Origin of the sequence: Fibrobacter sp. (assembly GCA_017503015.1) — a bacterium.
In the GTDB taxonomy this organism is placed as follows: Bacteria; Fibrobacterota; Fibrobacteria; order Fibrobacterales; family Fibrobacteraceae; genus Fibrobacter.
Window position 1 is genome coordinate 36,797 of the sequence record JAFVTX010000026.1, and the last position, 24,738, is coordinate 61,534.

Sequence of the window (24,738 nt, forward strand, 5' to 3'; positions counted from 1 at the left end):
GCAATGAAAGTAGCAGAGATTGATACGATTCTTTTTGATAGGTATTCTTAAAACGATTATGGCTAAACTTTTTAGCAAATGCCTTGGAAAGATTGTCCTGATGGCCGCAGCGGTACTGTGGGCCGGTTGTGACGATTCCGAAAGGAATGATGGTTCTGCCAAGCAGGATAGTTTAAAATTAAAACGTTCTGCTAAAGTTTTTGTGGCGAAGGCCGTCGCGGACCCTGGAACAATGGATAGTGTTATATCGGCAGGCTTGCTTTATGGTTCTCCTGGAGGAAACTTGCTAGAGGAACGGGGGGTGGCAATTGTTCCGGCTAAAAGTGAAATTATCCTTTCGGAGAATAGTTCCCTTGATAGTGAAAAAATATTAAAGATTATTTGTGAAAGGATTGATGGGTATTTACTACATCGTTATAATACTTATCTTGTCCGTACTTATCGTTTTTATCAGCGATTGTTTAATGGTGAAATAATTTTAAGGTTGACTATTGCTGCGAATGGTTCGGTTGAAAAAATCCAAATTGTATCTTCAACAACGGGTTATGAGGAGTTTGATGAAAGTATTCAAAGAGCTGTAAGTCGCTGGAAATTCCCGAAGGTAAAATCTGGCGAGACTGTTGCGACGTTCCCAATCAGGTTTTACGAGTATGCGGTGACTTTCCCCTCGTTACAGTCTAAATAATGTACTATGTCCCTTCTTCTAGCCCTTCTTTTTCTTGCGCTTTTTATAAGTGCGATTGTCCGCGGACAGTTCTCTTACGGCAAGGCGGATTACAGTTTCCGGGATCATCCGGTGCAGTTCGTAATCGTGCTTGTGTTCATCTTGGGCGTGTCGGCGCTTTGCTTTTACCGTTTTCTTGTGGAAATGGAATTCTTGCGGTAAATTTCTACATTTGGGCGCGCTATGCTCCAAAAGAAATCCCTCATCGTGTTTGACCTGGACGGCACGCTGTTCAATACTCTCGGCGACCTTGCCGTGGCGGTGAATTTTGCGCTGCGCCATTTCGGGCTTCCGGAACATGACGAACAGCGGGTGCGGACCTTTATCGGGAACGGCTCCGTGAAGCTGATTGAGCGGAGTATGGGGGTGGCGGCCCTCCCGGAAAACATTGCCCGCACGGGCATTACCATCGAAATGGTTCACAAGGTCTATTCGGATTTTTACTGGGAACACTGCACCGAGCGCACGCTCCCGAATCCGGGCGTTGTCGAATTCTTGCGCAGTACGACTGCCCGCGTGGCCATGCTTACCAACAAGCCGGAGCGCCCGACATTCAAGTTGCTGGAGCATTTCCACCTTCGCGACCGCTTTGAATTCGTACTCTGCGGCGACACCACGCCCGAACGCAAGCCGAGCCCCGCGGGTCTCTTGAAAATCATGGAATCCGCAGGGGTCTCTCCCGCCGAAACGGTCATGGTGGGTGACGACCAGCCCGACATTCTGGCCGCCCGCAATGCCGGCGTTGACTGCGTTACGTTGTTCTGTGGGTTCGGAAAGCCGGTGAACTTGCTTCCGCTAAAGCCAGAAAACATTGTCCAGAGCTACGAAGAACTCTGGACGCTTCTAAAAAATATTACCGAAAACGGCTAGGATTATTCCAGGTCCAATTCGTTCTGTATGGCGTTTTCCATACAAAGTAGTTTACGTTTCAGGTCTGTGCCGAGGGCGTAACCGCCGATTCCTTTGTGGCGGCTCACGACCCGATGGCAAGGAACAACCACCTGCAGAGGGTTCCCGTGGAGGGCGTTCCCGACGGAGCGTTCTGCATGGGGGTGTCCGACGGCTTCGGCAATTTCCTTGTAGGTTCGCGTCTCCCCGTAGGGAATGTTCCGCGTCGCTTCCAGCACCTTCGTCTGGAACTCTGTGCCGTAAATTTTTATGGGAATGGTGAATTTCTTGATTTTCCCGGCCAGGTAGAGGTTCAGTTCCCGCCTGGCCTGCTGATAGACCTGGGCGTTTCTCCCGCGGACCTTTCCGACCGCCTCGGGTTCGGCATAGGCGCAGGCCTTGAGACTGCTGGCCGTTTTTCCGCCCTGGAATTTGAGGCCGCAGAGCTTGATTCCGTCAAAGACAAAAGTCCACTCGCCCCACACGTTGCGGTGGTGGACCTGAATAAATCTGGAATCGTCGAAATTCACCCCATAAATATATATCCTTGCCGCCTGAGTGCGAAATGGGTGGCCCCTGAATCAGTGAAATTGCTATATTATGCCCGTTAAAATCTTTAACAAGGATAAATAATGCGTTCTTTTAAGTTGATTTCTCGTGGTATGGCCGCAGTCCTGCTTATGGCTGCCGTGGCCTCTGCCCAGTTGATGAATGGCAAGAGCTTTGACGTGATTCGCGTGGAAAAGGTGGGCATTTCGGGTGGCAAGATCGATAGCCTTGCCCAGATGCTGGGTGCCCAGCAGTTCCGTGGCAAGAAACTGACTGACGAGATGATGACCCAGCTGCGCTATGCGGTAATCGACAACCTGGTTGGCCAGGAACTGGTCAAGCTGGAATGCAAAAAGCAGGGAATTAAGGTCTCTGCCGCCAAGGTGGACAGTGTTTCTGCCCTTTTCAAGGCGCAGTTCCCTAGCGATGCCGCCTTCCAGGCCGAACTGAAAAAGTCCAACACCACCATGGCCCAGTTCAAAGAAAAGATCGAAGACCAGCTGAAGAGCGAAGTCTTGCTTGAAAAGAAGGTGCCTTATCCGGCAGAACCCACCGAAAAGCAGCGCCAGGCTTTCTGGGAACTGAACAAGTCCAAGGCCTCCATTAACGATACCGTGAGCGGCGCCCGCATCTTTGTGAGCACCAAGGGCAAGAAGGCCCAGGAAATTAGCGATGCCAAGGATATGCTAAAGGGACTTGCCGCCCAGGTCCGTAGCAAGAAGGCCACCTTTGCCCAGCTGGCCGCCATTTATAGCGACGACCCCGAAGCCAAGAAGACCGGCGGTGTCATGAACAAGTTTATTGCCAAGTCCAAGGGAGATGCCTACGTGAAGGCCATTGCCAAGATGAACGTGGGTGACATTTCCGACATCATCACCGAAAAAGACGGCATCAGCATCTTCATGCTGACCGAGAAGAATGACGGCAAGTACGAAAGCTACAAGCACCAGATTGACTACATTCTGCGGGTGCAGGCCGAACAGGACCGCCAGATGCAGCTGAAGGCCTATCTGGACGGACTTGGAAAGGTTTACAAGGTCCAGTACCTGGACAAGAAGTACACTCCTCCCGAGGCCATCGGAGCGAAGTAGAGTCTAGAAATTAGAGACTAGGATCTAGTGATGAAAGTCGCGCACGCTTTGCGTCTATATCGGATGGCGAAGCCATGATGCTTGCCTCTAGCCCCTAGCCTCTAGATCCTAACCACTAAAGTTTAATGTCTATGTTCCAAACTACACACACCGGGCTTATTGAACTGCGCTCCCGCATAGACAAGCTCTGGGGGTATCTTTGACTTAGAGGCAAAGACCGAAGAGCTTTATGTGCTGGAAAAGGATTCCAGCGACCCGAACCTCTGGAACGACCAGGAAAAAGCACAGTCCATGATGAAAAAAATAGGGAACCTGCGTTCCCTGTTGGACGGCTGGAAAGAAGTTTCCCAGACCTGCAACGACCTGGCCGAGCTTTACGAAATGTCCAAGGACGAAAACTCCGCCGAGCTTACGGCTAGCATCGAGGCGGACGTTGCCGCCCTGAAGGCCCGCATCGAGGAGATGGAATTCAAGAAGATGCTGAACGGGCCCGACGACGCCTGCAGCTGCCTCATGTCTATACATCCGGGCGCAGGCGGTACCGAGTCGCAAGACTGGGCCTTGATGCTGTTCCGCATGTACACCCACTTCTTTGAGCGGGAAAAGATGGACTTCAAGGTGGTGGACTTTCAGGAGGCCGAAGACGCGGGCCTCAAGAGTGCCACCATCGAGGTGACCTGCGAAAACGCTTACGGACTGTTGCGTTCTGAAATTGGCGTGCACCGCCTGGTGCGAATCAGTCCCTTCGACGCCAACGCGCGCCGCCACACCAGCTTTACCGCCGTGTACCTTTACCCTGAACACGAAGACGTGGACTTTGATTTGGACATGTCGGATGTGCGTGTGGACACCTACCGCAGTAGCGGAGCCGGTGGCCAGTACATCAACAAGACGGATTCCGCCGTGCGCATGACCCACTTGCCTACGGGCATTATGGCCAGCTGCCAGACGGAACGCAGCCAGATCCAGAACCGGGAGACCTGCTACAAGATGCTCAAGACCATGGTGGCCGAACACTACCGCCTTGAAGAAGAAGCCAAGCGGGATGCCCGCATGGCCGAAAAGAAAAAGGTGGAGTGGGGAAGCCAGATCAGGAGCTACGTGCTGCAGCCCTACCAGCTGGTGAAGGACCTCCGCACCGGAGTGGAAACGTCGGATACCGCCGGCGTGCTGGACGGAAAGATCAAGCCTTTTATCAACGCCTACCTGCTCAGCACCAGCGAGAAGCAGGGGTCTTAGGGGATGTGCCCCTAGGAGAGGGGGTAGCGTAAGACTCAAGGAGATCCCCGACCAAGTCGGGGATGACATAACGCAAGAATGCAAAAAAATCCCGACCGTAAAGGTCGGGACTAAAAAACTAGTAACTAGTAACTAATAACTAGCCCGTAGGGCGTAACTGCGCGAAGCGTATTAGTCATCGTCTTCAGCAGGTCTCTTCGACAGCTGCTTGCGGCGGATGGGGTCCAGCTCGGTCTTGCGGAGGCGGAGTACTTCGGGCGTGACTTCGATGCATTCGTCTTCGTTGATGAAGGTGACGCATTCTTCCAGGGTCATGCGGCGGTAAGGAGTTAGCTGGATCATGTCGTCAGCGGACTTGGAGCGCATGTTGGTAAGGTGCTTGCCCTTGGTGACGTTCACGGTAATGTCCACGTCGCGGTTGTGTTCGCCCACGATCATGCCCGGATAAACTTCGGCGCCCGGTCCGATGATGAGGTAGCCGCGGTCTTCCAGGTTGGAAAGGGCGTAGCTGGCGGCTTCGCCCGGTTCCTTTGCAATGAGCACGCCGTTGATGCGGGTGGGGATTTCGCCCTTGTAGGGCTGGTATTCCTTGAAGAAGGACTGGGTCACGGCGTAACCCTTCGAGAGCGAGAGGAGCTTCGGGCGGATACCGATAAGGCCGCGGGAAGGAACGATGAATTCCAGGGACACGCGGTCGTTGTCGTCGGTGACCATGTTCACCATTTCGCCCTTGCGCTGCTGGATTTCCTGGATGCAGGCGCCGCTGAATTCGCTGGGCACTTCCACCTTGAAGTCTTCCACCGGTTCCAGGAGCTTGCCGTTTTCGTCGTTGTGGAAAATCACCTGGGGGGATCCGATGGTGAATTCGTACAGTTCACGACGCATGTTTTCCACGAGGATGGTGAGGTGCAGAATGCCACGGCCCGAAACCTTGAAGGTAGAGGCGCCGTCCACCTTTTCGACGAGGAGGGCGGGGTCTGCCATGTGGGCACGTTCCAGGCGTTCCTGAAGCTGGTTACCCGTCATGAACTTGCCGCCGTACTTGCCTGCGAGAGGCGAAGTGTTCACGGTGAAAATCATGGAGATGGTGGGCGGGTCGATATGGATGCGGGGCAGGTGCTTCGGATTGTTCGCGGCGCTGATGGTATCGCCGATGTCGAAGGTGTCAAGCCCAGCAATGAGCACGATTTCGCCCGGACCTGCTTCGTCCACCGGCTTCGGGGTGAGGCCCTCGTAGCGCAGGATCTTCTGGGGGCGGATGGTCTTCACGGTGCCGTCGGTAAAGGCCTGTGCGTAGGTCTGGTTCGGCTTGAGCACGCCCTGCTGCACACGGCCCACGGCCAAGCGGCCGAGGAAGGTGGAGTATTCGAGGGATGCAATCTGCAGGAGCGGTTCGGCGGTGGGGTCGCCCTTCGGGGCCGGAATGCGCTCGATAATCTTGTCCATGAGGATGCTGAAGTCGCCGTCCGGGTCTTCCATCTCGGCCTTGCAGATGCCCTTGCGGCCGGAGCCGAACACCTTGTCGAAGTCCAGCTGTTCTTCGTTGGCGTCCAGTTCGCAGAAGAGGTCGAACACCTTGTCGAGGGCGCCGTGGGGGTTACAGCCGTCGCGGTCGATCTTGTTTACCACCACGATAGGGATAAGCCCCAGTTCGAGGGCCTTCTGGGTCACGAATCGGGTCTGGGCCATGGGGCCTTCAAAAGCGTCCACAACCAGCAACACACCGTCCACCGTACCGAGAACGCGTTCCACCTGGCCGCCGAAGTCGGCGTGCCCCGGGGTATCCACGATGTTCACGCGGTAGCCCTTGTACATGACGCTGGTGTTCTTGGAGAGAATGGTAATGCCGCGTTCCCGTTCCAGGTTGTCGCTGTCCATCACGCGTTCGTTGACTTCTTCGCCTTCGTGGAAGGTTCCGCACTGCTTGAGAAGCTGATCGACGAGGGTGGTTTTACCGTGGTCAACGTGGGCGATAATGGCGACGTTTCTGATTTTCGATTGATCCATAAAGGGCTCTTTTGGTTCTTGTTTATTTTGGGCCCAAATTTAGAAAAACGTGCTGCGATTTGCAACACGCTGTAATACGCTTAAAGGCTTTTGCAGACCTTAGTCGTGTATGGAATTCTTGAGGCTTTCGATAAGGCGGGCAAAGCTCGGGTCGGAGGCCATTTCCTTTTTTACGGAATTGATGGCGTGAACCACGGTGGAGTGGTCCTTTCCGCCAAAGCGGGAACCGATGCTCTGGAGGCTGATGGGGGAGAGTTCACGCATCAGGTACATGGCCACCTGGCGGGCTTTGGAAACTTCCTTGGTGCCGCGTCCGGATTCCACCAGTTTGGCCTCGGGAACTTCGTAGTGGGCAGACACCGTATGGAGTACGGAGTCCAGGCTCACGCGACGACGGAGCGTGGGGGCGATTTCGGTCACCACCCGTTGGGCGATGCTCATGTCGATATCGTGGTTCAGCAGGCTGGACTGGAGCGTCAGCTTGATGATGGCACTTTCCAGGCAGCGGACGTTGCTTGCGATGTTTTCTGCCAAATAATGTAAAACTTCGTCGCTGATTTCCAAGTGCCGCTCTTCGGCCTTCTTGTGGAGGATGGCTTCGCGGGTTTCCACCTCGGGGGGCTGGATGTCAACGGTAAGGCCCCAGGCGAAACGGCTCACCAGACGGTCGGACAGGTTCTTGACTTCGGCGGCGGGGGCGTCGGAGGTCAGCACGATTTGCTTGCCGGCCTGGTGCAGCGCGTTGAATATCAAGAAGAATTCGTTTTGTGTCTCGTACTTACCGGTCCAGTTCTGGATGTCGTCGATGAGCAGGATATCTACTTCGTTGCGGTAGAAATCGCTCATCTCGGTGACCCGGCCTTCGCGGAGGCTCTTCATGTACTGCTGGGAGAAATCTTCGGAAGTCAGGTAGCAGACCCGCTTTGCCGGATTTTCTTCCAAGATGTAGTTACCGATGGCCTGCAACAGGTGGGTCTTGCCCAGACCCGAGGAACCGTAGATAAACAGCGGGTTGTACTGGGAACCGTTGGGGTTCCTTGCAACGGCAAGGGCTGCGTTGAAGGCCAGCTGCGCCTTGTCGCCGGGCACAAAGTTTTCAAAACGGTAGCTGCTGGAAAGGGGAACGCTAGGCTTGATGAAATCCTTGAAGGATTCGTTTTCGTTCTTGGTGGCCTGGGGAATAACCTCTTGAGGCTGGAACTCGAACTCCATGGCCACGTCGTCGTGGTTAGTTTCTTTCCAGGCGAGACGGATAAGTTCCTTGTAGGCGGAATAGACCGACGTGTCCAATCCGGGAGGGATAGAGATGGTGGCGTGTCCCGTGGTCTGGCTGATCAGCTTGGTCTGAGCAAAATAGGTTTTGAACACGGAATCAGAAAGCATTCCGCGGAGGTAGTTCAAACTTCTTTCCCATTCAATTGCCATACATCTATCCTTGACCGGTGGACCGGGTTTTCAAATCTATCAACAGGTAGGCCCTACAATCTAGAAAAATAGCCTTTGTTGTTGATAAGTTCAAGTCAAAGGATTGTAAAAAAGGGGCGAAAAAGACCCCGAACCGGCACTCTAAGTCCTTGATAGTCAAAAAATTAAAAAAACGAGACTTGGGCTCGAGAGGTGGTTTTGCTTTGCCAGATTGCGCTGTGTTGTTAGTTTGTGTGTAATTATTGGGAAGGGCAAAATGCCTCCCGTTTGAGGCGTAAAATCCTTAAATTTTACGAAAATAACTACATTTGGGTTACCTATGCAGTTTCTTGACCGTCTCGATTATGTGTTCTGGATTCCCCTTGTTTTGTGGGTTCCCCTGTTTTTTTGGTTTATGCGTTGCTCCTATCCGCTGTTTTTCAAGAAAATGGTGAAAAAGGGAAAGAAATGGGCCTACATGCCCGAAAGGTTCGGAAAAAATTCCCCCCGGATGGCAATATATCGTCTTTTGAACGTGCTTTTTTCTCTGGTCGTATCCCTGGGTTCTTCTATTGGTGTGGTCTGGGCGCTGAACAAGTGGACCCAGGTTCCTGCGGTTTACGGTTTTGCGTCGGCGATAGCTTTCCTGGTATTTGCGATGGTCCTGTACCGTCTTGCCGTAGGGAAGGTGGCGGTGATTTTCCAGTCTGCTTACTTTCTGGAATATCGTCGCGCCCACTACGAGTCGGATAGCAAGGGCAAGATGCAGAGCGAGGCGGATATCCACAACCGTGCCATCTGGAGCTTTACCAAGAACCTGAGGCATGCGGAATCCCACGGCAGGCTCTGGAAATACGTGAACGCCATGGCGAAAACCAAGAAGATTCCTCCCGACATTCTTGCGGAAGTTTACTAGGGTAGGGTCTAGGATTTAGAGGTTAGGATCTAGGTAGAATGTCTAACATATTGGATTCCATTGGTGTAGGGGAGAACGTCCTGGACGGACGGGCGGCTTGGAAATACGCCGAAGATATTTTGCTGAAGGTTTCTAGGACGTTTGCCTTGAATATCAATGTGCTCAAGGGACGCCTGCACAAGAGCATTTTGCTTGCCTACCTTTACCTGCGCATCGCCGATACCGTAGAAGACGACCCGGAGATGACGGCGTCCCGCAAGAACATTGTGCTTGGGCTTTTTTCCGCCATCTTCAAGACACCAGCCCTTTCTGACGATGCTGTGTCCGCCTTTGAGAAGGCTTTGCCCGACAGCTGGCATAAATCGGATCACCCCTACATGGACCTGTGCCTCCATACTCATGTGGTAGTGCCCCTGCTGAAAAAAATGCCCGAACGCTACGCTGCTCCGGTGCGGGCGGTGACGGTGGAAATGTGCCAGGGCATGGCGAAGTTTGCCCTTAGGCAAGAGGCTGCCCTCAGCTCCGGTTGGTTTACGCTGGAGCGTGTGGAAGATCTTGACGAATACTGCTACTACGTGGCGGGAATCGTTGGAAAACTGCTCACCAACCTTTTTGCTGCCGATACAAAACTGATAGGCCCTGCCCGCAAGGCGGAACTGCAAAAGCTGGATGTGAGTTTTGGCCTTGCGCTCCAGGTGGCAAACATCGTGAAGGACTGCGTGGAAGATTCTTCCCGACGGGTGTGCTTTGTGCCCGAAGAAATTTGCCGCCGTCACGGATTCAAGCATTCTTACGAGATGTTCGGGCCGCCTATGGGAGACATGGAAGATTACAACAAGCGCCGTGCCGCCGTGATGGAAGAACTGGTGAAAAAGGCCTGGAGTCATTTGGACGACGCCATCGCCTATACCAAGCTGTTGCCCAATGTGAAAATGCGGACCCGCCTATTTTGCCTGTGGCCCTTGTTCATGGCTGCCGAGAACATGAAGATTATCGGCGACGGCTCCAGTATTTTTGCCTCGGACCAGAAGGTGAAAATCACCCGTGAAACGGTGAAGCGGATTATCAAGCAGACCATGATGCATTTCTATTCGGATAAGTGGATAGACAAGAGTTATGCGAAATTGAAGAAGGAAGCTGGAATTTGAAAATAATTGATGTCATAAACAAGTGGCCGTTCCATTTGGGTGTTATCGTATTTAGCATCGTGTCTGACCAACTCACAAAGCTGTGGGCGCTGGTGCGCTTTACCAACGATACGGGCGCCCCGAACCACGACGTGATCAACGTGATTGGTGAATGGATTCGGTTCCAGCTGGTGTTCAACAAGGGCGCAGCCTTCAGTAGCCGCCCTCAGGACCTGATGCCTTTCTTGCCGCCTTGGCTTTTCTTTTTGCTGATTTCCATTGTGGCAAGCGTCGTGCTTTTGTGGTTTTATCGTTCCATCGACAAGCGGGACTGGATGAGTCGTCTGGGCGTGGTGATGATTCTGGGCGGTGCCGTGGGGAACTTTATCGACCGCATGCGGCTTTCCATGGTGGTGGATTTTATCGATTGCGATTTGCCCGACTTTATCATGACCCGGTTCCCCACATTTAACGTGGCGGATTCCTTCGTGACCGTGGGCGTGGCGGTAGTGATTCTTTCGCCTGTGATTTTACGAAAACTGCACAAACAGATTAAGGAAGAAAAACAAGGCACTGAACATTAAACTAGTAATGAGTTATGAGCGGTGAAATATCTTGTTTCCACCATAACTGACAACTCATAACTGACAACTCATAACTAACTATGAATTATCTCGTAAACGAACAGCATTCCGGTGAGCGCATCGACAAGTTCCTTGTGGGTGTCATGGAAAACGTGTCCCGTACCGACGTGCAAAAGCTGATTGCCGCAGGCGAAGTCAAGGTGGGCGGTGCGAAGGCTTCCAAGAATTTCCGTGTAGAGACGGGCATGGTGGTGGTGGTGGATAAGATTCCAGAAAAAGAAGCCAGCACCCTGGAGCCCGAAAATATCCCGCTGGATATCGTTTACGAAGACGATGACATCGTTGTGCTGAACAAGCCCCGCAACCTGGTGGTGCATCCGGGAAACGGCGTGCAGAACGGGACCTTGGCGGCAGGCCTGTTGTACCATTTCAAGGAAAATCTTTCGGCGATAAACGGGCCGCTCCGCCCGGGTATTGTCCACCGTTTGGACAAAGATACGCCGGGCCTTATGGTGGTGGCCAAAAACGATGCCGCCCACAGGCACTTGGCTCACCAGCTGGAAACCCGTACGCTCCACCGTACTTATAACGCCCTGGTGTGGGGACATGTCCGTGACCTGGAAGGGACCATCGATGCGCCCATCGGCAGGAACCCCAAGAACCGCTTGAAGATGGCGGTAGTCAAAGATGGCAAGCCCAGCCGTACCCACTATGTGGCAAAGAAGTTTTTTGCCTTCGCGACCCTGCTGGAACTGCAACTGGAATCGGGACGCACCCACCAGATTCGCGTACACAGCCGTTACATGGGCCATCCGGTAGTAGGGGACCCGCTGTATGACGGCCGCGACGGATGCCTGAACCGCGTGTCCCCCCTGATGAAGGACATTGCGGCCAAGGTTCTGGAAATTGCTCCGGCCCAGCTATTGCAGGCGGTAAAGATTGAACTGATCCACCCGACCACGGGCAAGAAGATGAAGTTCAAGGTACCCCTGGAAAAGCCTTTCGAGCAGGTGCTGAAACTCTTGAAGAAGGAATGTCCTGCAGGCGCTCCGACCTTCGACGAAGACGAAGGGTTCCACGATTTTGATGCGGACATCCGCTTTGACGAAGGATACGAAGAAGAATTCGATGAAGAATCGCTGGACAAGTTCGACGAATGCGTATTTCCGGAACTGAAGGAAAGAAAGACCCGTGCCCAGCGTCATGCCGAAAAGGCGGCGACGGCTGCTCACCGCAGGGCCAAGGCCGCCGAACGCAAGCGTATCAAGCAGGAGAAGGCCGCCCGTAGGCGTGGAATCGCTCCCGAGGATTTTGTAGAACCAGGATACGAGCCCACCATCGACCCGGATTTACTGTAATTGCTAATTTTAAAGTCAAACAAAGGATAAAACATGCGTGATCAATTCGAAAGCCCGCTTAACAAGCGTTATGCCAGCAAGGAAATGAGTTTCATCTTCAGCCCGCAGTACAAGTTCCAGACTTGGCGGAGGCTCTGGATTTACCTCGCCGAATCTGAAATGGAACTCGGCCTCCCGATTACGCAGGAGCAGGTGGACGAACTGAAGGCCCACGAAAAGGACATCAACTTTGAAGTCGCCGAAGAAGAAGAAAAGCGCCGCCGTCACGACGTGATGAGCCACGTTTACGCTTACGGCGTCCAGTGCCCCAAGGCCAAGGGCATCATCCACCTGGGTGCAACGTCTGCCTTCGTGGGCGACAACACCGACCTTATCCAGATGCAGCAGGCCTTGATTCTCGTGCGCAAGCGTCTTTGCCGCGTGATGGACAAGCTTTCCAAGTTTGCGATGAAGTACAAGGACATGGCCCAGCTCGGCGCCACGCATTTCCAGGCTGCCCAGCTCACCACCGTGGGTAAGCGCGCTTGCCTCTGGCTCCAGGACATGCTCATCGACCTCGAAGAATTGAACTTCCTCATCGAAGTTCTCCCGTTCCGCGGCGTGAAGGGCACCACCGGCACGCAGGCCAGCTTCATGGACCTGTTCAACGGCGACGAAGAAAAGATTATGGAACTGGACCGCCGCGTGACCGCCAAGGCGGGCTTCAAGCGCGTGCTCACCATCACCGGCCAGACCTACACCCGCAAGTGGGACAACCGCGTGAACCAGGTGCTCAGCTCCATCGCTCAGAGCTTGCACAAGTTCGCCACCGACATGCGCCTCATGCAGGGCGTCAAGGAAGTGGAAGAACCCTTCGAAAAGACGCAGATCGGCTCTAGCGCCATGGCTTACAAGCGTAACCCGATGAGGAGCGAACGCATCTGCTCCCTGGCCCGTTTTGTGATGGCCCTGGTCAACAGCACCGCCTTCACGCAGGCAACCCAGTGGTTCGAACGCACTCTCGACGATAGCGCCAACAAGCGCCTCGCCATTCCGGAAGCGTTCCTCGCCATGGATGCCATGCTCATCATCGCTGAAAACGTCACCAACGGCCTTGTTGTTTATCCGAAGGTTATCGAAAAGCGCATCATGGCCGAACTCCCGTTCATGGCTACCGAAAACATCATTATGGAAGGCGTCAAGAACGGCGGCGACCGCCAGGAACTCCACGAAGAAATCCGCGTGATGTCCATGGAAGCGGGCAAGGTCGTTAAGGAACAGGGCAAGGACAACGACTTGCTCGAACGCGTGCTGAAGAACGAAAAGTTCCAGAAGCTCGGCATCACCGAAGCGAAACTCAAGGAAATCCTCGACCTGCGCAAGTTCGTGGGTCGCGCTCCGGGTCAGGTTGTGAAATTTGTGACCGAAGAAGTCCGCCCGGCGATTGAAGCCATCCCGGATTGGGCTACTATCGACGCCGGCGAATTAAAAGTGTAAAATCGCTTTATAACACATCGCAATACTTTGTCACGCGAGCTCTCGCTGTATGTTTTATACAGCTTCGGCTCGCGTTCCTTGTCTTGCTCGGTTCTAAAGCGATTTTTTTGCTCGTTTCTGGGCGAATTTTGTTCTAAAGCGATTTTGTTTGGCTAGGCACTAAGTCAAATTACTCGTTAGCATAAATTCATTAGTTTCGCAATTTTTCTATTTTCGCCTTATGTTTTTTTCGAAGAAAATTTTTGCTTTCTTGTCCCTTGCGCTCGCTTGCGCCTGTTTCGCTTTGCCGCAGACGGGAACATTCCGCGATGCTCGCGACGGACACACCTACAGGACGGTCGTTGTCGGGACCCGCGTCTGGATGGCCGAAAACCTTGCGTTCAATGTGAAAGGGAGTGCCTGCTACGACAACAATCCAGAGAATTGCACAAAGTACGGCCGCCTCTATAATTTTGAGATGGCAAAGAAGGCATGTCCTACGGGCTGGCACCTGCCAGAAAACGACGAATGGAAACGTTTCCGCACGGTCATCGAAGACAGCGACGGTAAGGAGGCCGCCTGGGTGAGCCTCAAGTCGCGGGACAAGTGGGATGGCTCTGACCGTTACGGTTTTGATGTAGTGCCAGCGGGCAAGGCTACCGACGAATTTGTGGAACTAGGAGTGTCCGCCCATTTCTGGAGCGCCACCAGCGAAGAAGGAGACGCTTACGGCTGGCATTTGGCCCCTCCTGGCGATTTCTCCATGGAATTTGATTACAGCGGGAATATGTATTCCGTGCGCTGTCTCAAAAATTATTGATGCTGTTTTCGCATACGCAAAGCGTATGCGGGAGGCAAACTTTGTTTGCCGACCTCAATAAGCTATTTGTATTCCACGTGGAATAGGAAGCGGTCTTTAGATACAAACCAATCGCTGCCATCGCAGGTTTTCACGTATAGGTGCAATTTGCGGTGGTTGACGGTCTTCGTGTATTCGTGTTTAGGCCCACAATCGCCTTGGTTGCCCTCGTCTGAATCGTATTTCCAGCCCATGTCTTCAATGGCCTGGTAAAATTCAGCATATTTTTCATAGTAGAAATAGCATTCCAACCGCCAAAAGGGACCCGAGTATGAGTATTCACCGGGCTTCATGCGTTCGGTGACGTCAGTGGTGACATGTTCTTCGGAGTAGCAATCCTCGGGAATGGGGTTTCCTTTGAATTGCATGATAGGGGTCATGTCCCGGAGTTCCTCGGCAGAAAAGTCTTCTGGCTCGGGGTCGGTAGAACAGGCAGCAAGTCCACAGAGGGCAGTAGAAATAGATAAAAGAATCGTTATGAAGTGTTTTTTCATTATGAAGCCAGACCTTGTCCTGTTGTCATTCGTCATCTGAACGAATTGCATTGAGCCATTCAGTAAGTTTATCTTCGTAATATTCAACGTGGAACAAAAAACGATCGTCTGATACGAATATAGAAGAACTGCAGGTTTTTACGTACAGGTGTAATTGGCGGTCGCCGACAGTTTGCTTGTATTCGTGTTTTGGCCCGCAGTCTCCGTCATCACCTTCATTTTTTTCGTATTCCCAACCCATGGCTTCAACGGCATCGTAGAAATCTTCGTAATGCTTGAAGTAAAAGTGGCAATACATTCGCCAATAGGGAGCGTCGCCGTTTCTGTAAGTTACATGGCTTTCAGAATAGCATTTCTCAGGAATGGGATTCCCCTTGAATTGCATGATGGGGGTTAGGTCCCGCAGTTCTTCGGCTGTGAAATCTTCCGGTTCACTGCACGCTTGTAAAGCGTAGAGGACCAGTACAAGCGGCAGAAATATCAAAACGGAAAACTTCATTCGCAGGTTAGCGCAGCACAATATCCCCGTTCGCGACGAGCTTGTCACGCAGCTTGTTGTGGGCCTTGTTGACTTCGTCGTCGGTAAGCGTGCGGTCCATGGCCTGGTAGGTGAGGCTGTAGACCATGTTCTTCTTGCCGGCTTCGATTTTGTCGCCTTCGTAGATGCTCTTGAGAGTAATCTTCGCGAGGTTCTTGGGGTTCAATCCCTTGATGCGGGCGACAATGTCTTCGTGAGTCATGGACTTCGCCACTTCCAGCGAGATGTCGCGGCTAGACGGCACCTGGCGGCTGAAGGCTTCGAACACGATCTTCTTGTGGGTCGCGTGTTCCATCTTGTCCATGTCCAGCTCCATCACGTAGGTGGTGTAGCTGATGTCATTAGCGGCCATCACGGAGGGGTGGAGTTCACCCATGGTGCCGAGCACCACGCCGTCGGCGAGGATTTCGGTCTGCTTACCCGGGTGCAGGAAGATTTCAGGCTTGGCGCTCACGCGGAATTCCACCACGAGGCCCACGCGCTTGAGGAAGCTCTGCACGAATCCCTTGAAGGCGGAAAAGTCAATCTGGGCGGGCTTGTCGTTGAGCGGGTTCACGTCGAAGGCGCCTGCAACGGCGAGGGCGACGAGGTTCGATTCGTCAAAGCCCGGATCGCGCACGTCCTTGCGGTCGCGCTTGAACTGGCCCTTGGCCACTTCGAACAGGCGCACGGAACCGGGGCGGTTCTTCTCGTTCTCGGCAACGCTCTTGAGGAGGTTGGGGAGAAGGCTCGTGGGCACGGCGCCCAGCTCTTCGGAGAGCGGGTTCAGGAGTAGTGCGGGCTTGCTGCGGCGGTCGTCGCTTTCGGGGCCAAAGAGGGCCTCGGTGCGGGCCTTGCTCGTGAAGCGCAGGCTCAGACATTCATGCAGACCCATGGCAGAAAGCGTCTTGCGGATCTTACGGTTCAGAACTTCAATCGGCGGAAGTTCGTTGGGCTGCATCTTGAAGGAAGGCAGCGTGTACGGGATGTTGTCGAACCCGACGAGGCGGGCGACTTCTTCGATGAGGTCCACTTCGCGTTCGAGGTCGGGACGGAAGCTCGGAATCTTGAACGTGATGGAGTCCGCCGTCTTGGAGACGACTTCGAGGGCGATGCCCGTGAGGAACTTTTCCACCTGGGCCATCTCAAGCTTCATGCCGATAACGCGTTCGGCCTGGGCGATGCGGAGCGTGACCACGTTGTTTTCTTTCTTGTGGTCGTCGCCGGTGTATTCGACGCTGCCCTTGAGGATGCGGCCACCCGCGACTTCCTGGATGAGGGCGCAGGCGTACTTGCTGTATTCGTCCTGGGTGGCGAAGTCGATTTCACGTTCAAAACGGTAGCTGGAGTCCGTGGAAATGCAGAGGCGCTTCGCCTGCTTGCGGACCACCGTCGGGTTGAACCAGGCGCTCTCGAGAAACACGTTCTTGGTGGCATCGACGATTTCGGATTCGACGCCGCCCATCACGCCGGCAACGCAAGCCGGACGGTCGCCGTCGCAAATCACGAGGTCGTTTTCGACGAGTTCGTGAGCGGTGTGGTCAATCGTTTCGATTTTTTCGCCCTTCACTGCGCGGCGCACCTTGATCTTGTTGCCGTGCAGCTGGTCCATGTCAAAGCTGTGGAGCGGCTGGCCCACGTCCATCAAGATGAAGTTCGTGATGTCCACCACGTTGTTGATGCTGTTCATGCCCACGGCGTGCAAAAGCTTTGCGAGCCAGGACGGGGACTTTTCGACCTTCACGTCCTTGATGACGCGGCCCACGTAGCGGGAGCAACCGCAGCCGGGAACCACTTCGAGGCTGATAGCGGAACTTGCCGGTTCGGCATCTTCCTTGAGTTCGTAGGCGAGGGGCTTCAGCGGGCGGTTGAACTTCGCGGCCAGTTCGCGGGCCACACCGCGGTGGCTGAGTGCATCCGGGCGGTTCGGGGTCACGTTCAGTTCATAGCACACGTCGTACATGCCGAGGCTCACGAACGGAGTGCCGGCCGGAATGCTGTCATCCAGCACCATGATGCCCGCGTGGTCGTCGCTAAGGCCGATTTCGTCTTCGGCGCAAATCATGCCGAAGCTTTCCACACCGCGGATCTTGGACTTCTTCATCTTGAGGGTGCCGCCGTCGGGGAGCGGAAGTTCCGCGCCAATGGGGGCGAGAACCACGGTCTGGCCTGCGGCTACGTTCGGGGCGCCGCACACGACCTGGAGCGTTTCCTTGCCGTCGTTCACGGTGGTGATGTGCAGGTGGTCGCTGTCCGGGTGAGCTTCACAGGTGAGGACCTTCGCTACAACGAGCTTTTCATAGACCTTGCCCGGTTCTTCCATGCCTTCGACTTCGAGGCCAATAGAGGTGAGGGCCTTTGCAACTTCTTCCGCGGATTCCGGAAGATCAACGTGACGTCTGAGCCAATTCAAAGAAACTTTCATCTTTTCCTCTTTGGCACGGTTTTCGCGCCGTCAGATAGCCGCAAAATCCGTGCCTGCTTAAATTTTCCCGGGTAAATATAGAAATTACACTCTTTTTTACCGCAGCGGGTATTCCTTGTATTCCTTGACGCCGAATTCCTGACGCAGGTAATCCCAGCGCACCAGACGGTTTTTCCAGTAGTACTTGCGGTACAGGCGACGGGCCACGCGGCTGGTGAATTCGTAGGGAATGGTGTGGTGGTCGTCGGCCACGCTTTCCATAGAAATGCGGTGGTCCAGTTCGCCGTTCACCACATCCACCGTTTCGCCAACCTGCACGTCGGGAATGTGGCTCACGTCCACCATGGTGGCGTCCATGCACACGCGGCCGAGAATGGGGCAGAGCTGCCCACGGATAAACAGGAATCCCTTGTTGTAGCCACCGCGGAGGTAACCGTCGCCGTAACCGATGGCCACGGTGGCGATTCGAGTGGGCTGCTGTGCCATCCAGTAGCCGCCGTAACTGACCGTCTCGCCGGGCTTCACGTCGTGAATGTGGCGGATGGTGGACTTGATACGCATTACGGGCTTAATCGGCCACGGCGAAGGGGCGGCCCCCATGCAGTTGTAGCCGTAAAGGGCAAGACCCGGACGCACCATGTCAAAGTGGCTTTCGGGGCGGGTGAGGGTGCCTGCGGAACTGCTGCAGTGGCAGATGGCGGGCCGGAGTCCTTCCGCTTCCAGCACGTCCACGAGCCGCGTAAATCTCTGGATTTGGATGTCGGTCTTGGGGTTCCCCGGCATGTCGGCGGTGGCCAGGTGGGTGAACATCCCTTCGAAATGCAGGTTCTTGAGGCTCAGTGCCGCGCGGATGTTGTTGAAGTCCTCGGCGTCAAAGCCGTAACGGTTCATGCCCGTATCAACGGCCAGGTGGGCCTTGCAGGTGGTGCCCGTCTCTTTCAGGAACTGGTCAAAGGCCATGGCGGTACGGATGTCCGTGATGGCTGCGGTCAGCTGGAATTCCACGAAGTAGGCAAAGTCAGAGGGCGTGCAGGGGCCAAGCACCAGAATGGGAAGGTCCATGCCGTACTGACGGAGGAGCATACCTTCGCTGATGTGGGCCACTCCCAGGTAGTCTGCACCGCCGAACTTGGCGGCAAAGGAGCAGGCGAGGCTCCCGTGACCGTAGGAGTCGGCCTTTACGGGTAAGAGAATCTTGGTGTTTGCGGGAATCTGGCTGCGGATGAACTTGATGTTGTTGCAGAGGGCATCCAGGTTGATTTCGATCCAATTGGGCCTTGCAATCTTGTTCAGGTCCGGCGGATTTTTTAGAAGTTTCGGTTGTTCGCTCATGCTTGCTATCGCCATAAAAAAGGTGCAAGACAATCTAGCAAATTATTCTATAGAAGAAATCCCCTTCAGGCTTTCTTCCAAGCATTCGCCCAGTAGTTTGGACAGGGCTTCCGCCGTGACTCTCGGTTCGCGACTGTCGGTGGACTTGCTCTTGTCGCACTTGCCTTCCCAGAGGGAGGTTCCTTGGGATACATCCGTGAATGAAATGCCGAGGAGCAAATGTGCCGACTGGCCCCCACCGTTATCGACTTCTTCAAGGGCGCCGATGTTTCCGGAGAGTTCGTATTCCGGCATGGTGCCGCCCGCTGTGACGACCGACTTGAACAGCCCGCTCTTTTCGGCATATTCGGCGACAACTTGGGTAATCATGTGCTCTGGCCGGCTTGCCCACAGGTCCAGTTCGTAGAACATGAAATCGTAGGGGGATTCCCGGTAGACGATTCCCGTGCGCTGGTAGGCGGGGTCGATGGTGAATTTTTTTATGGCTACAGTTTTTTGTGCAAACTTTGCGCTTGCCTTGGGCTTGGAAATGTTTTCTACGGCGAGGGTGTAGTAACGCGTGGGTTCTGTGGTTCCTCCGCCGAAACATCCTTGCAGGGTGAACGTTAGCAACAACAAGGCTGCAAGATTCCGGGCCGCGGTACGGAATAACGAGCAATTAATCATTTGCGCCTCTCCTTGTTTTCTGAATGGATGAGCATTGACGGGTTGTTCTTGATTTTCTGCGAGAATTCCTCCAGGTTCGAAAGCACGGCGTTCAGTTCCGTGACGGCGTTTCCAACCTGGTCTTCGTTCTTGTAAATCATCTGGTCTAGCCGTTTGGTCAACTTGTTGACCGATGCCATGGCCTGGTTCAGGTTGTCGTTGATATTCTTGGTGTCAATGGCTTCCAGTTTTTCTTTGAGGACATCCAGGTCTTCTCCCGCCTTGGCGGCAATTTTAGCCTCCTCGATTTCGGTCATGATATTTTTCATGGAACCGGCGGCTTCCGAGATGTTGTTGATGGGCTTGTCCAGATTCTGGGAGAGGCTGCTCAGGTTCTTGGTGGCCACTTCCAGGTTCTTGATAGCCTTGCTGATGTTTTCGGCGTTCTCAGAAGAGAAAATGTTGTTCAGGTTATGCAACAGCGTGTCGACCCGGCCGACGATGTTTCCTGCCTGGGAGGCTATTTCGTCAAAGGCGGATTCCTCTGCTGGCACAAAACCGCCTTCGGGCACGTCGGGTTCGTCAAAGTTACCGCCCGAAAGGATTATCTGTTTTTCGCCTGTCAGGGAGATGCCGTGGGTCATGCCTGCCCGCGTCCCTTTTTTGATGGGTGTCCCCTTGTCTACGCGGAAAGAAACGATGACCTGGTTCAGGTTGGCCGAGTCGATGTGGATTCCGGTTACGTTACCCACGTCGATACCGTTCAGCTTCACATGGGCCTCGCCGTATAGACCTGTGACGGACTTGTTGAAGATGGTGTAGTAGTTGTCGTATTCCCTGTTCAGGTATGTCGAAAGCACATATCCCAGAAATACCAGGATAAGGATTCCGCATAGAAGCATGAATGCGCCAATTCGAACCCGCTCTTTTCGTGTGGTTTCCATGGTAACTCCAAATCAGTCCACAAAGTTAAAATGGTAATAGTCCTTGTTGTCAATCTCTTTGGGACTTTTCCTGTTAAAGAAGGATTTTAAAACGGGAAGCTCGCTTTCCATACCCTGCTGCAGAGTTCCGTCCATGAGCACGTATCCGTCCTGTAAATAAATGAATCGGTCGCAGATAATCTTGATACTTTCCAGTTCATGACTCACGATGACCATAGATACGCCCAGGGTATCCCTGAGTTCCAGCAGGAGTTCGTCCAGGGAGCGGGCCGTCACCGGGTCTAGGCCTGTTGAAGGTTCGTCGCAGAACAGCAGTTCCGGCTTTAGGGCTATGGCACGTGCAAGGGCGGCGCGCCTCTGCATACCTCCCGAAAGTTCCGCCGGATACTTGTGGAACGCGTGCAGCAGGTGCACCTTTTCGAGCCTGTCGGCCACGATGGCCTCCATCTGGCTCTTGGGCATGTAGGGCATACTCCGGATAAGGGGCATCATGGCGTTTTCGGCGACGGTCAGGTCCGAAAGGAGCGCCCCGTTCTGGAAAAGCACGCCCATGCGCATTCGGGTGACATAGTCCAGCCCGCTTTTTGCCGAGTAGGTTTTTCCGAAATAGGTGATGGTTCCGCTGGTCGCTTTAATTAGCTTTAGGATGTTGTTCAGGAGGGTTGACTTCCCGCAGCCCGAACTTCCAAGAATCATGCGGATTTCGCCTCTCCGCACGTCAAAGGAAATGTCGTGGAGGACTTCTTTGCCCTTGTACCCTGTTCTCAGGTGTTCTACTTTGAGTGTAATATCGTCGTCCATGGTAACTCCTAGTAGAATGCGAAACTGAAAGCGCAGTCGGCGACGATGATGCTGGAAATGGAAATGACCACGCTGGAGGTGGTGGCGTGTCCGACGGCGTCGGCACCACCGACGGCGGTCAATCCCTTGTGGCAAGAAATCATGGTGATGAGCCAGCCAAACACCACGGCCTTTACGGTACTTTTCAAGAAAAGGACTGGTGGAATTCCGTCGCGGATTTCCTGGAAGTAATTGGCAAAGGAAATGTCAAAGAAGAAGAAGGCGATGAGGAACCCGGCAAGGCAGCCAGCAATGCCAGCGCAGAACGAAAGGATGGGCGTGCAGATGGTCATGGCGATAAAGCGGGGAACCACCAGGTACTGGACAGGAGAAATGGCCATGGCCTTGATGGCCTTGACCTCTTCGCAGACGCTCATGTTGGCAATTTCGGCGGCAATGGATGAGCCGGAGCGGCCCGCCAGGATGATGGTGGTCAGGAGCGGACTGATTTCGGCAAAAATCAGGTAACCCAGGCCCGAGGCCAGGTAGGACCCTCCGCCTACGGCCTTGAGCATGAAGGAACTCTGCAGGGCCATGGTAAAGCATATCAGGGCCACCATTAAAAAACAGATGCCCATGGCTTCGGCACCGAGCCTGTTGATTTGCTTAGCCGTCCCGCCGAACTTGCTTTTTCCCTTGTCGAAGTGTCCGTACAGGCTCCAATAGATGCAGGTGTTCAGGAGGACAAAAATCTTGGCGACACTCCTTGCGACAAGAATCGTGTTTTCGCCGAGCCTTTCGAGAAAGTTCTGGTTGACCTTGTTCTTTGGGGGAATCTTCGGCTTTTTGAGGTGTTGCAGATGAAACTTGATGTCGTCGTTAAAGTGGGCGAGGGTAAGCTTGTAACCGCTTTTTTCGCTGGTGTCTGCCAGGAGGGCGAAAAAGGCGTCTCCGCTATAGTCCATGTACTTCAGGCTCTTCCCATCCAGGAGGAGGGGCCCGCGCTGCAGGGCCTTTCTGCAGTTCTGCAGCAGGACCCTGCTATTTTCAGCGGTGAGGCTTTCCGGAAGTATGATGGTCTTGCTCTGCATGCAAAATCCTAGAAATTGTCATCCCGGTCAAACATGTGGGTAACGAATTCTACCACCAGTTTCTCGTAGGCTTCGTCGCTAAAGATAGTCTTTTGCATGAGGTCTATCGCCTCTTTTGAGAGTTTACCTGTCTTTGCAAGTTCTGCGCCGCCTTGCCAGTACCGTTTGCGCAAGATGTTTAGCCTGCGTTCCCCGCCCCGGTGGTGCAGGGCCCGCATCTGGGGGCAGGCCACAAGTTGGTAACCCTCGTGACCTAGGATAATGTCGAACTGCTTTACGATGGGCTCGTAAACAACGTCGATGTCGCACCAGGCACAACTGGACAGCAAGATGATTTTCTGGCCTTCTTTTTGGAACTGAAGCCCGTGGAGGTTAGAATTGGCCGCGTTAACGCCCTCTCCCAGTTTTTGACCCATGTAGGGGTGAACCATTCCCACGATACGGTCCATCAGCACCTTCATCTGTCCGGGGACGCCGAATAGGAACAGCGGGAAACTCCAGATGACGATGTCTGAATTGATGAGTTTTTCACGTATGGCGGGAACGTCGTCGTCCTTGATGAAACAGCTTCCGTCGGGCCGACCCCAGCAACTGAGGCAACCACGACAGGGCTTGATGTTCATCTTGTCGATGAAGATGTACTCGGTTTCGAAAGAACCGTTTTCTTCAAGGCCCTGAACAAAGGCCTTGGTTGGAATCAGTGTGCCGCTCCGTTCGTTTTTGGGGCTTGCTACCATTACGAGGATTTTTTTTGTTTCTGCCATTCAGCGGTCCTAATTCCACTAAGTTAGATTTCCAGGAAAGTCTTCAGGTCTTCCATACGCTGTTTTGCCATATCGACGCCGTGCTCATAGGATTCGTTCATCTTGTTCATGTCGGTATCGAACTGGTCGCAAAGGTCAATAATTGGGCGAATCAGGAACAGTTTCCCCTCTTTTTCCAGGGCTTCCATCTGGATAAACTTTTTTTCGTACCGCTTGAGCCGTACCATCAATGCTCTAAAGAGATTGGGGTATTTTTGCTTGTACATGGGGTTGAGTATCGCTCTGTACTTGCGGAAATCCGTCACCGCTTCTCCTGGGTAGTGGGTAGAAATGGCCACTACCTTGTCGCACCCTTTCTCGAAGGCCCGTTCGTAGGGGATGGGTTCGGTAATGCAGCCGTCGGCGTAGTGCTTGTCGTCTAGCTTTGCCATAGGGAACAGCATGGGCAGGGCGCAACTGGCGCTGATCAGGTCCAGGAGCCGCTTCTTGTCTTGCTTTTCGGACCTGAATTCGGCGCGACCCGTCTCACAGCAGGTGAGGCCGATTTCGCATTCGACCCTGGAACTTGCGTAGGCTTCAAAGTCCAGGGGCATTTCACCGTCGGCAGACAAGTAGTTTAGGGCATGAAATTCCTTCTGGATGCCGATGTACTTGCTTGCCCATTTCTTGCCCTTTTGGAGTCGGGTGGGCAAGACGATAAAGCGGAGACGCCCCTGTTGGCGGGTAATGTAATTGATGGCCGCGTGCGCCCCGGCAGAAACGCCTGCAATGTAGTCAAAGGGGATGTCTTCGTCCATGAAGGTGTCCAGCACGCCTGCGCTGAACATGGTCTGGCGGGAACCTCCTTCTAGAACCAGCCCCGTTTTCATGCCAGTACCTCTTTTGGAGTTTCTGCGGCAACGGGCAAAGCCTTCGGCTCGGCTATGCCAAGGGCCTGCTGCTTGAGTTGCCAGACCTTCTGCCTAAAGTGTTCGCTCCGTTCTGTTAGATGTCTTGAAGAGGGGATTCCCTTCACCCGTTCAATTTTTTCGGCGTCTCCTACCACTATATGGGTGCGGTGTCCAAATTTGTAGATTCCGTCAAGACCGACAGAAAGAACCGGCGCTCCGGTACTGCGCGCAAGGAAGGCAAAGCCCGTCTTGAACTCGTTCAGCAGCCCGTCGTAACGGCACTTGCCTTCGGGAAAAATGATGACATTGTTCCCTTTTTCCAGTTCGCGTTTGGCAAGCAAGGCCCATTCGGTGTCCATGTTGAACCGGTCACAGGGAATCACGCATTTTGCGCGGGTCAGCGCCCAACGAAAATGGGGATCTTCAATCTGGTCCTTGGCCACCACGATACTCTTGTGGGAAAAGAAAACCGCAAGCATCATGATGGGGTCAAGCATGCTGGTGTGGTTGGCGATAATCACCGACGGAGTTCCGAGATGAACTGACTTGACCGATTCACCTGCAAAGATGACCTTCGGGCGGAACCAGGCGAACATAAAGACCCGCACCGTGTATATCACCACGATGACAACGAGATGCATGAAGCATTCTACCA

General features: G+C 53.8%; 25 protein-coding genes. 11 read left to right on the top strand and 14 right to left on the bottom strand.

Annotated features, from left to right (window positions below; all coding sequences use genetic code 11):
• The first annotated feature begins 58 nt into the window (after nucleotides 1–58).
• From IKB43_04935 to IKB43_04945, 3 genes are read left to right on the top strand one after another with little or no spacing between them, the layout of a single operon-like run.
• Nucleotides 59–685 carry an energy transducer TonB gene (locus tag IKB43_04935; GenBank protein MBR2469484.1) on the top strand — a complete coding sequence of 209 codons (627 nt, stop codon included), beginning with the start codon at nucleotides 59–61 and terminating at the stop codon, nucleotides 683–685.
• 6 nt (nucleotides 686–691) lie between these two features.
• A complete protein-coding gene (locus IKB43_04940) occupies nucleotides 692–886 on the top strand; it encodes a hypothetical protein (protein ID MBR2469485.1) in 195 nt (64 codons plus the stop codon).
• Nucleotides 887–907: 21 nt separating this feature from the next.
• Nucleotides 908–1,594 (top strand): HAD-IA family hydrolase, encoded by a 687-nt coding sequence (locus IKB43_04945; protein ID MBR2469486.1) that lies wholly within the window; start codon nucleotides 908–910, stop codon nucleotides 1,592–1,594.
• 2 nt (nucleotides 1,595–1,596) lie between these two features.
• On the opposite strand, the gene IKB43_04950 is transcribed toward IKB43_04945, so the two are convergent.
• Complete coding sequence (locus IKB43_04950; GenBank protein MBR2469487.1) at nucleotides 1,597–2,142, bottom strand: methylated-DNA--[protein]-cysteine S-methyltransferase; 546 nt, start codon at nucleotides 2,140–2,142, stop codon at nucleotides 1,597–1,599.
• 102 nt (nucleotides 2,143–2,244) lie between these two features.
• On the opposite strand from IKB43_04950, the gene IKB43_04955 reads away from it, so the two are divergent.
• On the top strand, nucleotides 2,245–3,252 hold the full coding sequence (locus IKB43_04955) for a peptidylprolyl isomerase (GenBank protein MBR2469488.1): 1,008 nt from the start codon (nucleotides 2,245–2,247) through the stop codon (nucleotides 3,250–3,252).
• A gap of 131 nt (nucleotides 3,253–3,383) precedes the next feature.
• A protein-coding gene (prfB, locus tag IKB43_04960) for a peptide chain release factor 2 (GenBank protein ID MBR2469489.1) occupies nucleotides 3,384–4,491 on the top strand; the annotation gives its coding sequence in 2 pieces (ribosomal slippage) (nucleotides 3,384–3,452 and nucleotides 3,454–4,491; 1,107 coding nt in all).
• Between the two features lie 171 nt (nucleotides 4,492–4,662).
• Here the strand turns inward: prfB and typA are convergent.
• The gene (gene typA, locus IKB43_04965) at nucleotides 4,663–6,498 is read right to left on the bottom strand and encodes a translational GTPase TypA (protein MBR2469490.1); all 1,836 of its coding nucleotides are present in this window, start codon (nucleotides 6,496–6,498) and stop codon (nucleotides 4,663–4,665) included.
• 99 nt (nucleotides 6,499–6,597) lie between these two features.
• A complete protein-coding gene (gene dnaA / locus IKB43_04970; protein ID MBR2469491.1) occupies nucleotides 6,598–7,923 on the bottom strand; it encodes a chromosomal replication initiator protein DnaA in 1,326 nt (441 codons plus the stop codon).
• 319 nt (nucleotides 7,924–8,242) lie between these two features.
• Between dnaA and IKB43_04975 the strand changes: the two genes are divergently transcribed.
• The 6 genes from IKB43_04975 (at nucleotide 8,243) to IKB43_05000 (ending at nucleotide 14,162) form a co-directional block, all read left to right on the top strand.
• Nucleotides 8,243–8,818: a hypothetical protein gene (locus IKB43_04975; GenBank protein ID MBR2469492.1), complete on the top strand. Its 576-nt coding sequence runs from the start codon at nucleotides 8,243–8,245 to the stop codon at nucleotides 8,816–8,818.
• A 38-nt stretch (nucleotides 8,819–8,856) separates the two neighbouring features.
• The gene (locus IKB43_04980; GenBank protein MBR2469493.1) at nucleotides 8,857–9,966 is read left to right on the top strand and encodes a squalene/phytoene synthase family protein; all 1,110 of its coding nucleotides are present in this window, start codon (nucleotides 8,857–8,859) and stop codon (nucleotides 9,964–9,966) included.
• A 2-nt stretch (nucleotides 9,967–9,968) separates the two neighbouring features.
• The gene (gene lspA, locus IKB43_04985; protein MBR2469494.1) at nucleotides 9,969–10,529 is read left to right on the top strand and encodes a signal peptidase II; all 561 of its coding nucleotides are present in this window, start codon (nucleotides 9,969–9,971) and stop codon (nucleotides 10,527–10,529) included.
• An 80-nt stretch (nucleotides 10,530–10,609) separates the two neighbouring features.
• Nucleotides 10,610–11,887 (top strand): RluA family pseudouridine synthase, encoded by a 1,278-nt coding sequence (locus IKB43_04990; GenBank protein MBR2469495.1) that lies wholly within the window; start codon nucleotides 10,610–10,612, stop codon nucleotides 11,885–11,887.
• A gap of 33 nt (nucleotides 11,888–11,920) precedes the next feature.
• Nucleotides 11,921–13,363 (top strand): adenylosuccinate lyase, encoded by a 1,443-nt coding sequence (locus IKB43_04995; protein MBR2469496.1) that lies wholly within the window; start codon nucleotides 11,921–11,923, stop codon nucleotides 13,361–13,363.
• A gap of 220 nt (nucleotides 13,364–13,583) precedes the next feature.
• Nucleotides 13,584–14,162 (top strand): hypothetical protein, encoded by a 579-nt coding sequence (locus IKB43_05000; GenBank protein MBR2469497.1) that lies wholly within the window; start codon nucleotides 13,584–13,586, stop codon nucleotides 14,160–14,162.
• Between the two features lie 62 nt (nucleotides 14,163–14,224).
• Here the strand turns inward: IKB43_05000 and IKB43_05005 are convergent, their stop codons facing one another.
• From IKB43_05005 to IKB43_05055, 11 genes are all read right to left on the bottom strand, one after another.
• Complete coding sequence (locus IKB43_05005; protein MBR2469498.1) at nucleotides 14,225–14,695, bottom strand: hypothetical protein; 471 nt, start codon at nucleotides 14,693–14,695, stop codon at nucleotides 14,225–14,227.
• Between the two features lie 25 nt (nucleotides 14,696–14,720).
• The gene (locus tag IKB43_05010) at nucleotides 14,721–15,194 is read right to left on the bottom strand and encodes a hypothetical protein (GenBank protein MBR2469499.1); all 474 of its coding nucleotides are present in this window, start codon (nucleotides 15,192–15,194) and stop codon (nucleotides 14,721–14,723) included.
• Nucleotides 15,195–15,201: 7 nt separating this feature from the next.
• On the bottom strand, nucleotides 15,202–17,637 hold the full coding sequence (locus IKB43_05015; protein MBR2469500.1) for a phenylalanine--tRNA ligase subunit beta: 2,436 nt from the start codon (nucleotides 17,635–17,637) through the stop codon (nucleotides 15,202–15,204).
• Between the two features lie 96 nt (nucleotides 17,638–17,733).
• Nucleotides 17,734–18,969 carry an alanine racemase gene (gene alr / locus IKB43_05020; protein MBR2469501.1) on the bottom strand — a complete coding sequence of 412 codons (1,236 nt, stop codon included), beginning with the start codon at nucleotides 18,967–18,969 and terminating at the stop codon, nucleotides 17,734–17,736.
• 42 nt (nucleotides 18,970–19,011) lie between these two features.
• Nucleotides 19,012–19,635 (bottom strand): membrane integrity-associated transporter subunit PqiC, encoded by a 624-nt coding sequence (locus tag IKB43_05025; protein ID MBR2469502.1) that lies wholly within the window; start codon nucleotides 19,633–19,635, stop codon nucleotides 19,012–19,014.
• Complete coding sequence (locus IKB43_05030; protein ID MBR2469503.1) at nucleotides 19,632–20,558, bottom strand: MCE family protein; 927 nt, start codon at nucleotides 20,556–20,558, stop codon at nucleotides 19,632–19,634. The genes IKB43_05025 and IKB43_05030 overlap by 4 nt, the downstream gene beginning before the upstream one ends.
• 12 nt (nucleotides 20,559–20,570) lie before the next feature.
• Entirely contained in the window at nucleotides 20,571–21,359 is a 789-nt protein-coding gene (locus IKB43_05035) for an ATP-binding cassette domain-containing protein (protein MBR2469504.1), read from the bottom strand.
• Nucleotides 21,360–21,367: 8 nt separating this feature from the next.
• The gene (locus IKB43_05040) at nucleotides 21,368–22,429 is read right to left on the bottom strand and encodes an ABC transporter permease (protein MBR2469505.1); all 1,062 of its coding nucleotides are present in this window, start codon (nucleotides 22,427–22,429) and stop codon (nucleotides 21,368–21,370) included.
• Between the two features lie 8 nt (nucleotides 22,430–22,437).
• On the bottom strand, nucleotides 22,438–23,193 hold the full coding sequence (locus IKB43_05045) for a flavodoxin family protein (GenBank protein MBR2469506.1): 756 nt from the start codon (nucleotides 23,191–23,193) through the stop codon (nucleotides 22,438–22,440).
• Nucleotides 23,194–23,216: 23 nt separating this feature from the next.
• Nucleotides 23,217–24,062, bottom strand: coding sequence for a patatin family protein (locus IKB43_05050; GenBank protein ID MBR2469507.1), 846 nt, complete (start codon nucleotides 24,060–24,062; stop codon nucleotides 23,217–23,219).
• The gene (locus tag IKB43_05055; GenBank protein ID MBR2469508.1) at nucleotides 24,059–24,724 is read right to left on the bottom strand and encodes a 1-acyl-sn-glycerol-3-phosphate acyltransferase; all 666 of its coding nucleotides are present in this window, start codon (nucleotides 24,722–24,724) and stop codon (nucleotides 24,059–24,061) included. Before IKB43_05055 ends, IKB43_05050 begins: the two co-directional genes overlap by 4 nt.
• Between the last annotated feature and the right edge of the window lie 14 nt (nucleotides 24,725–24,738).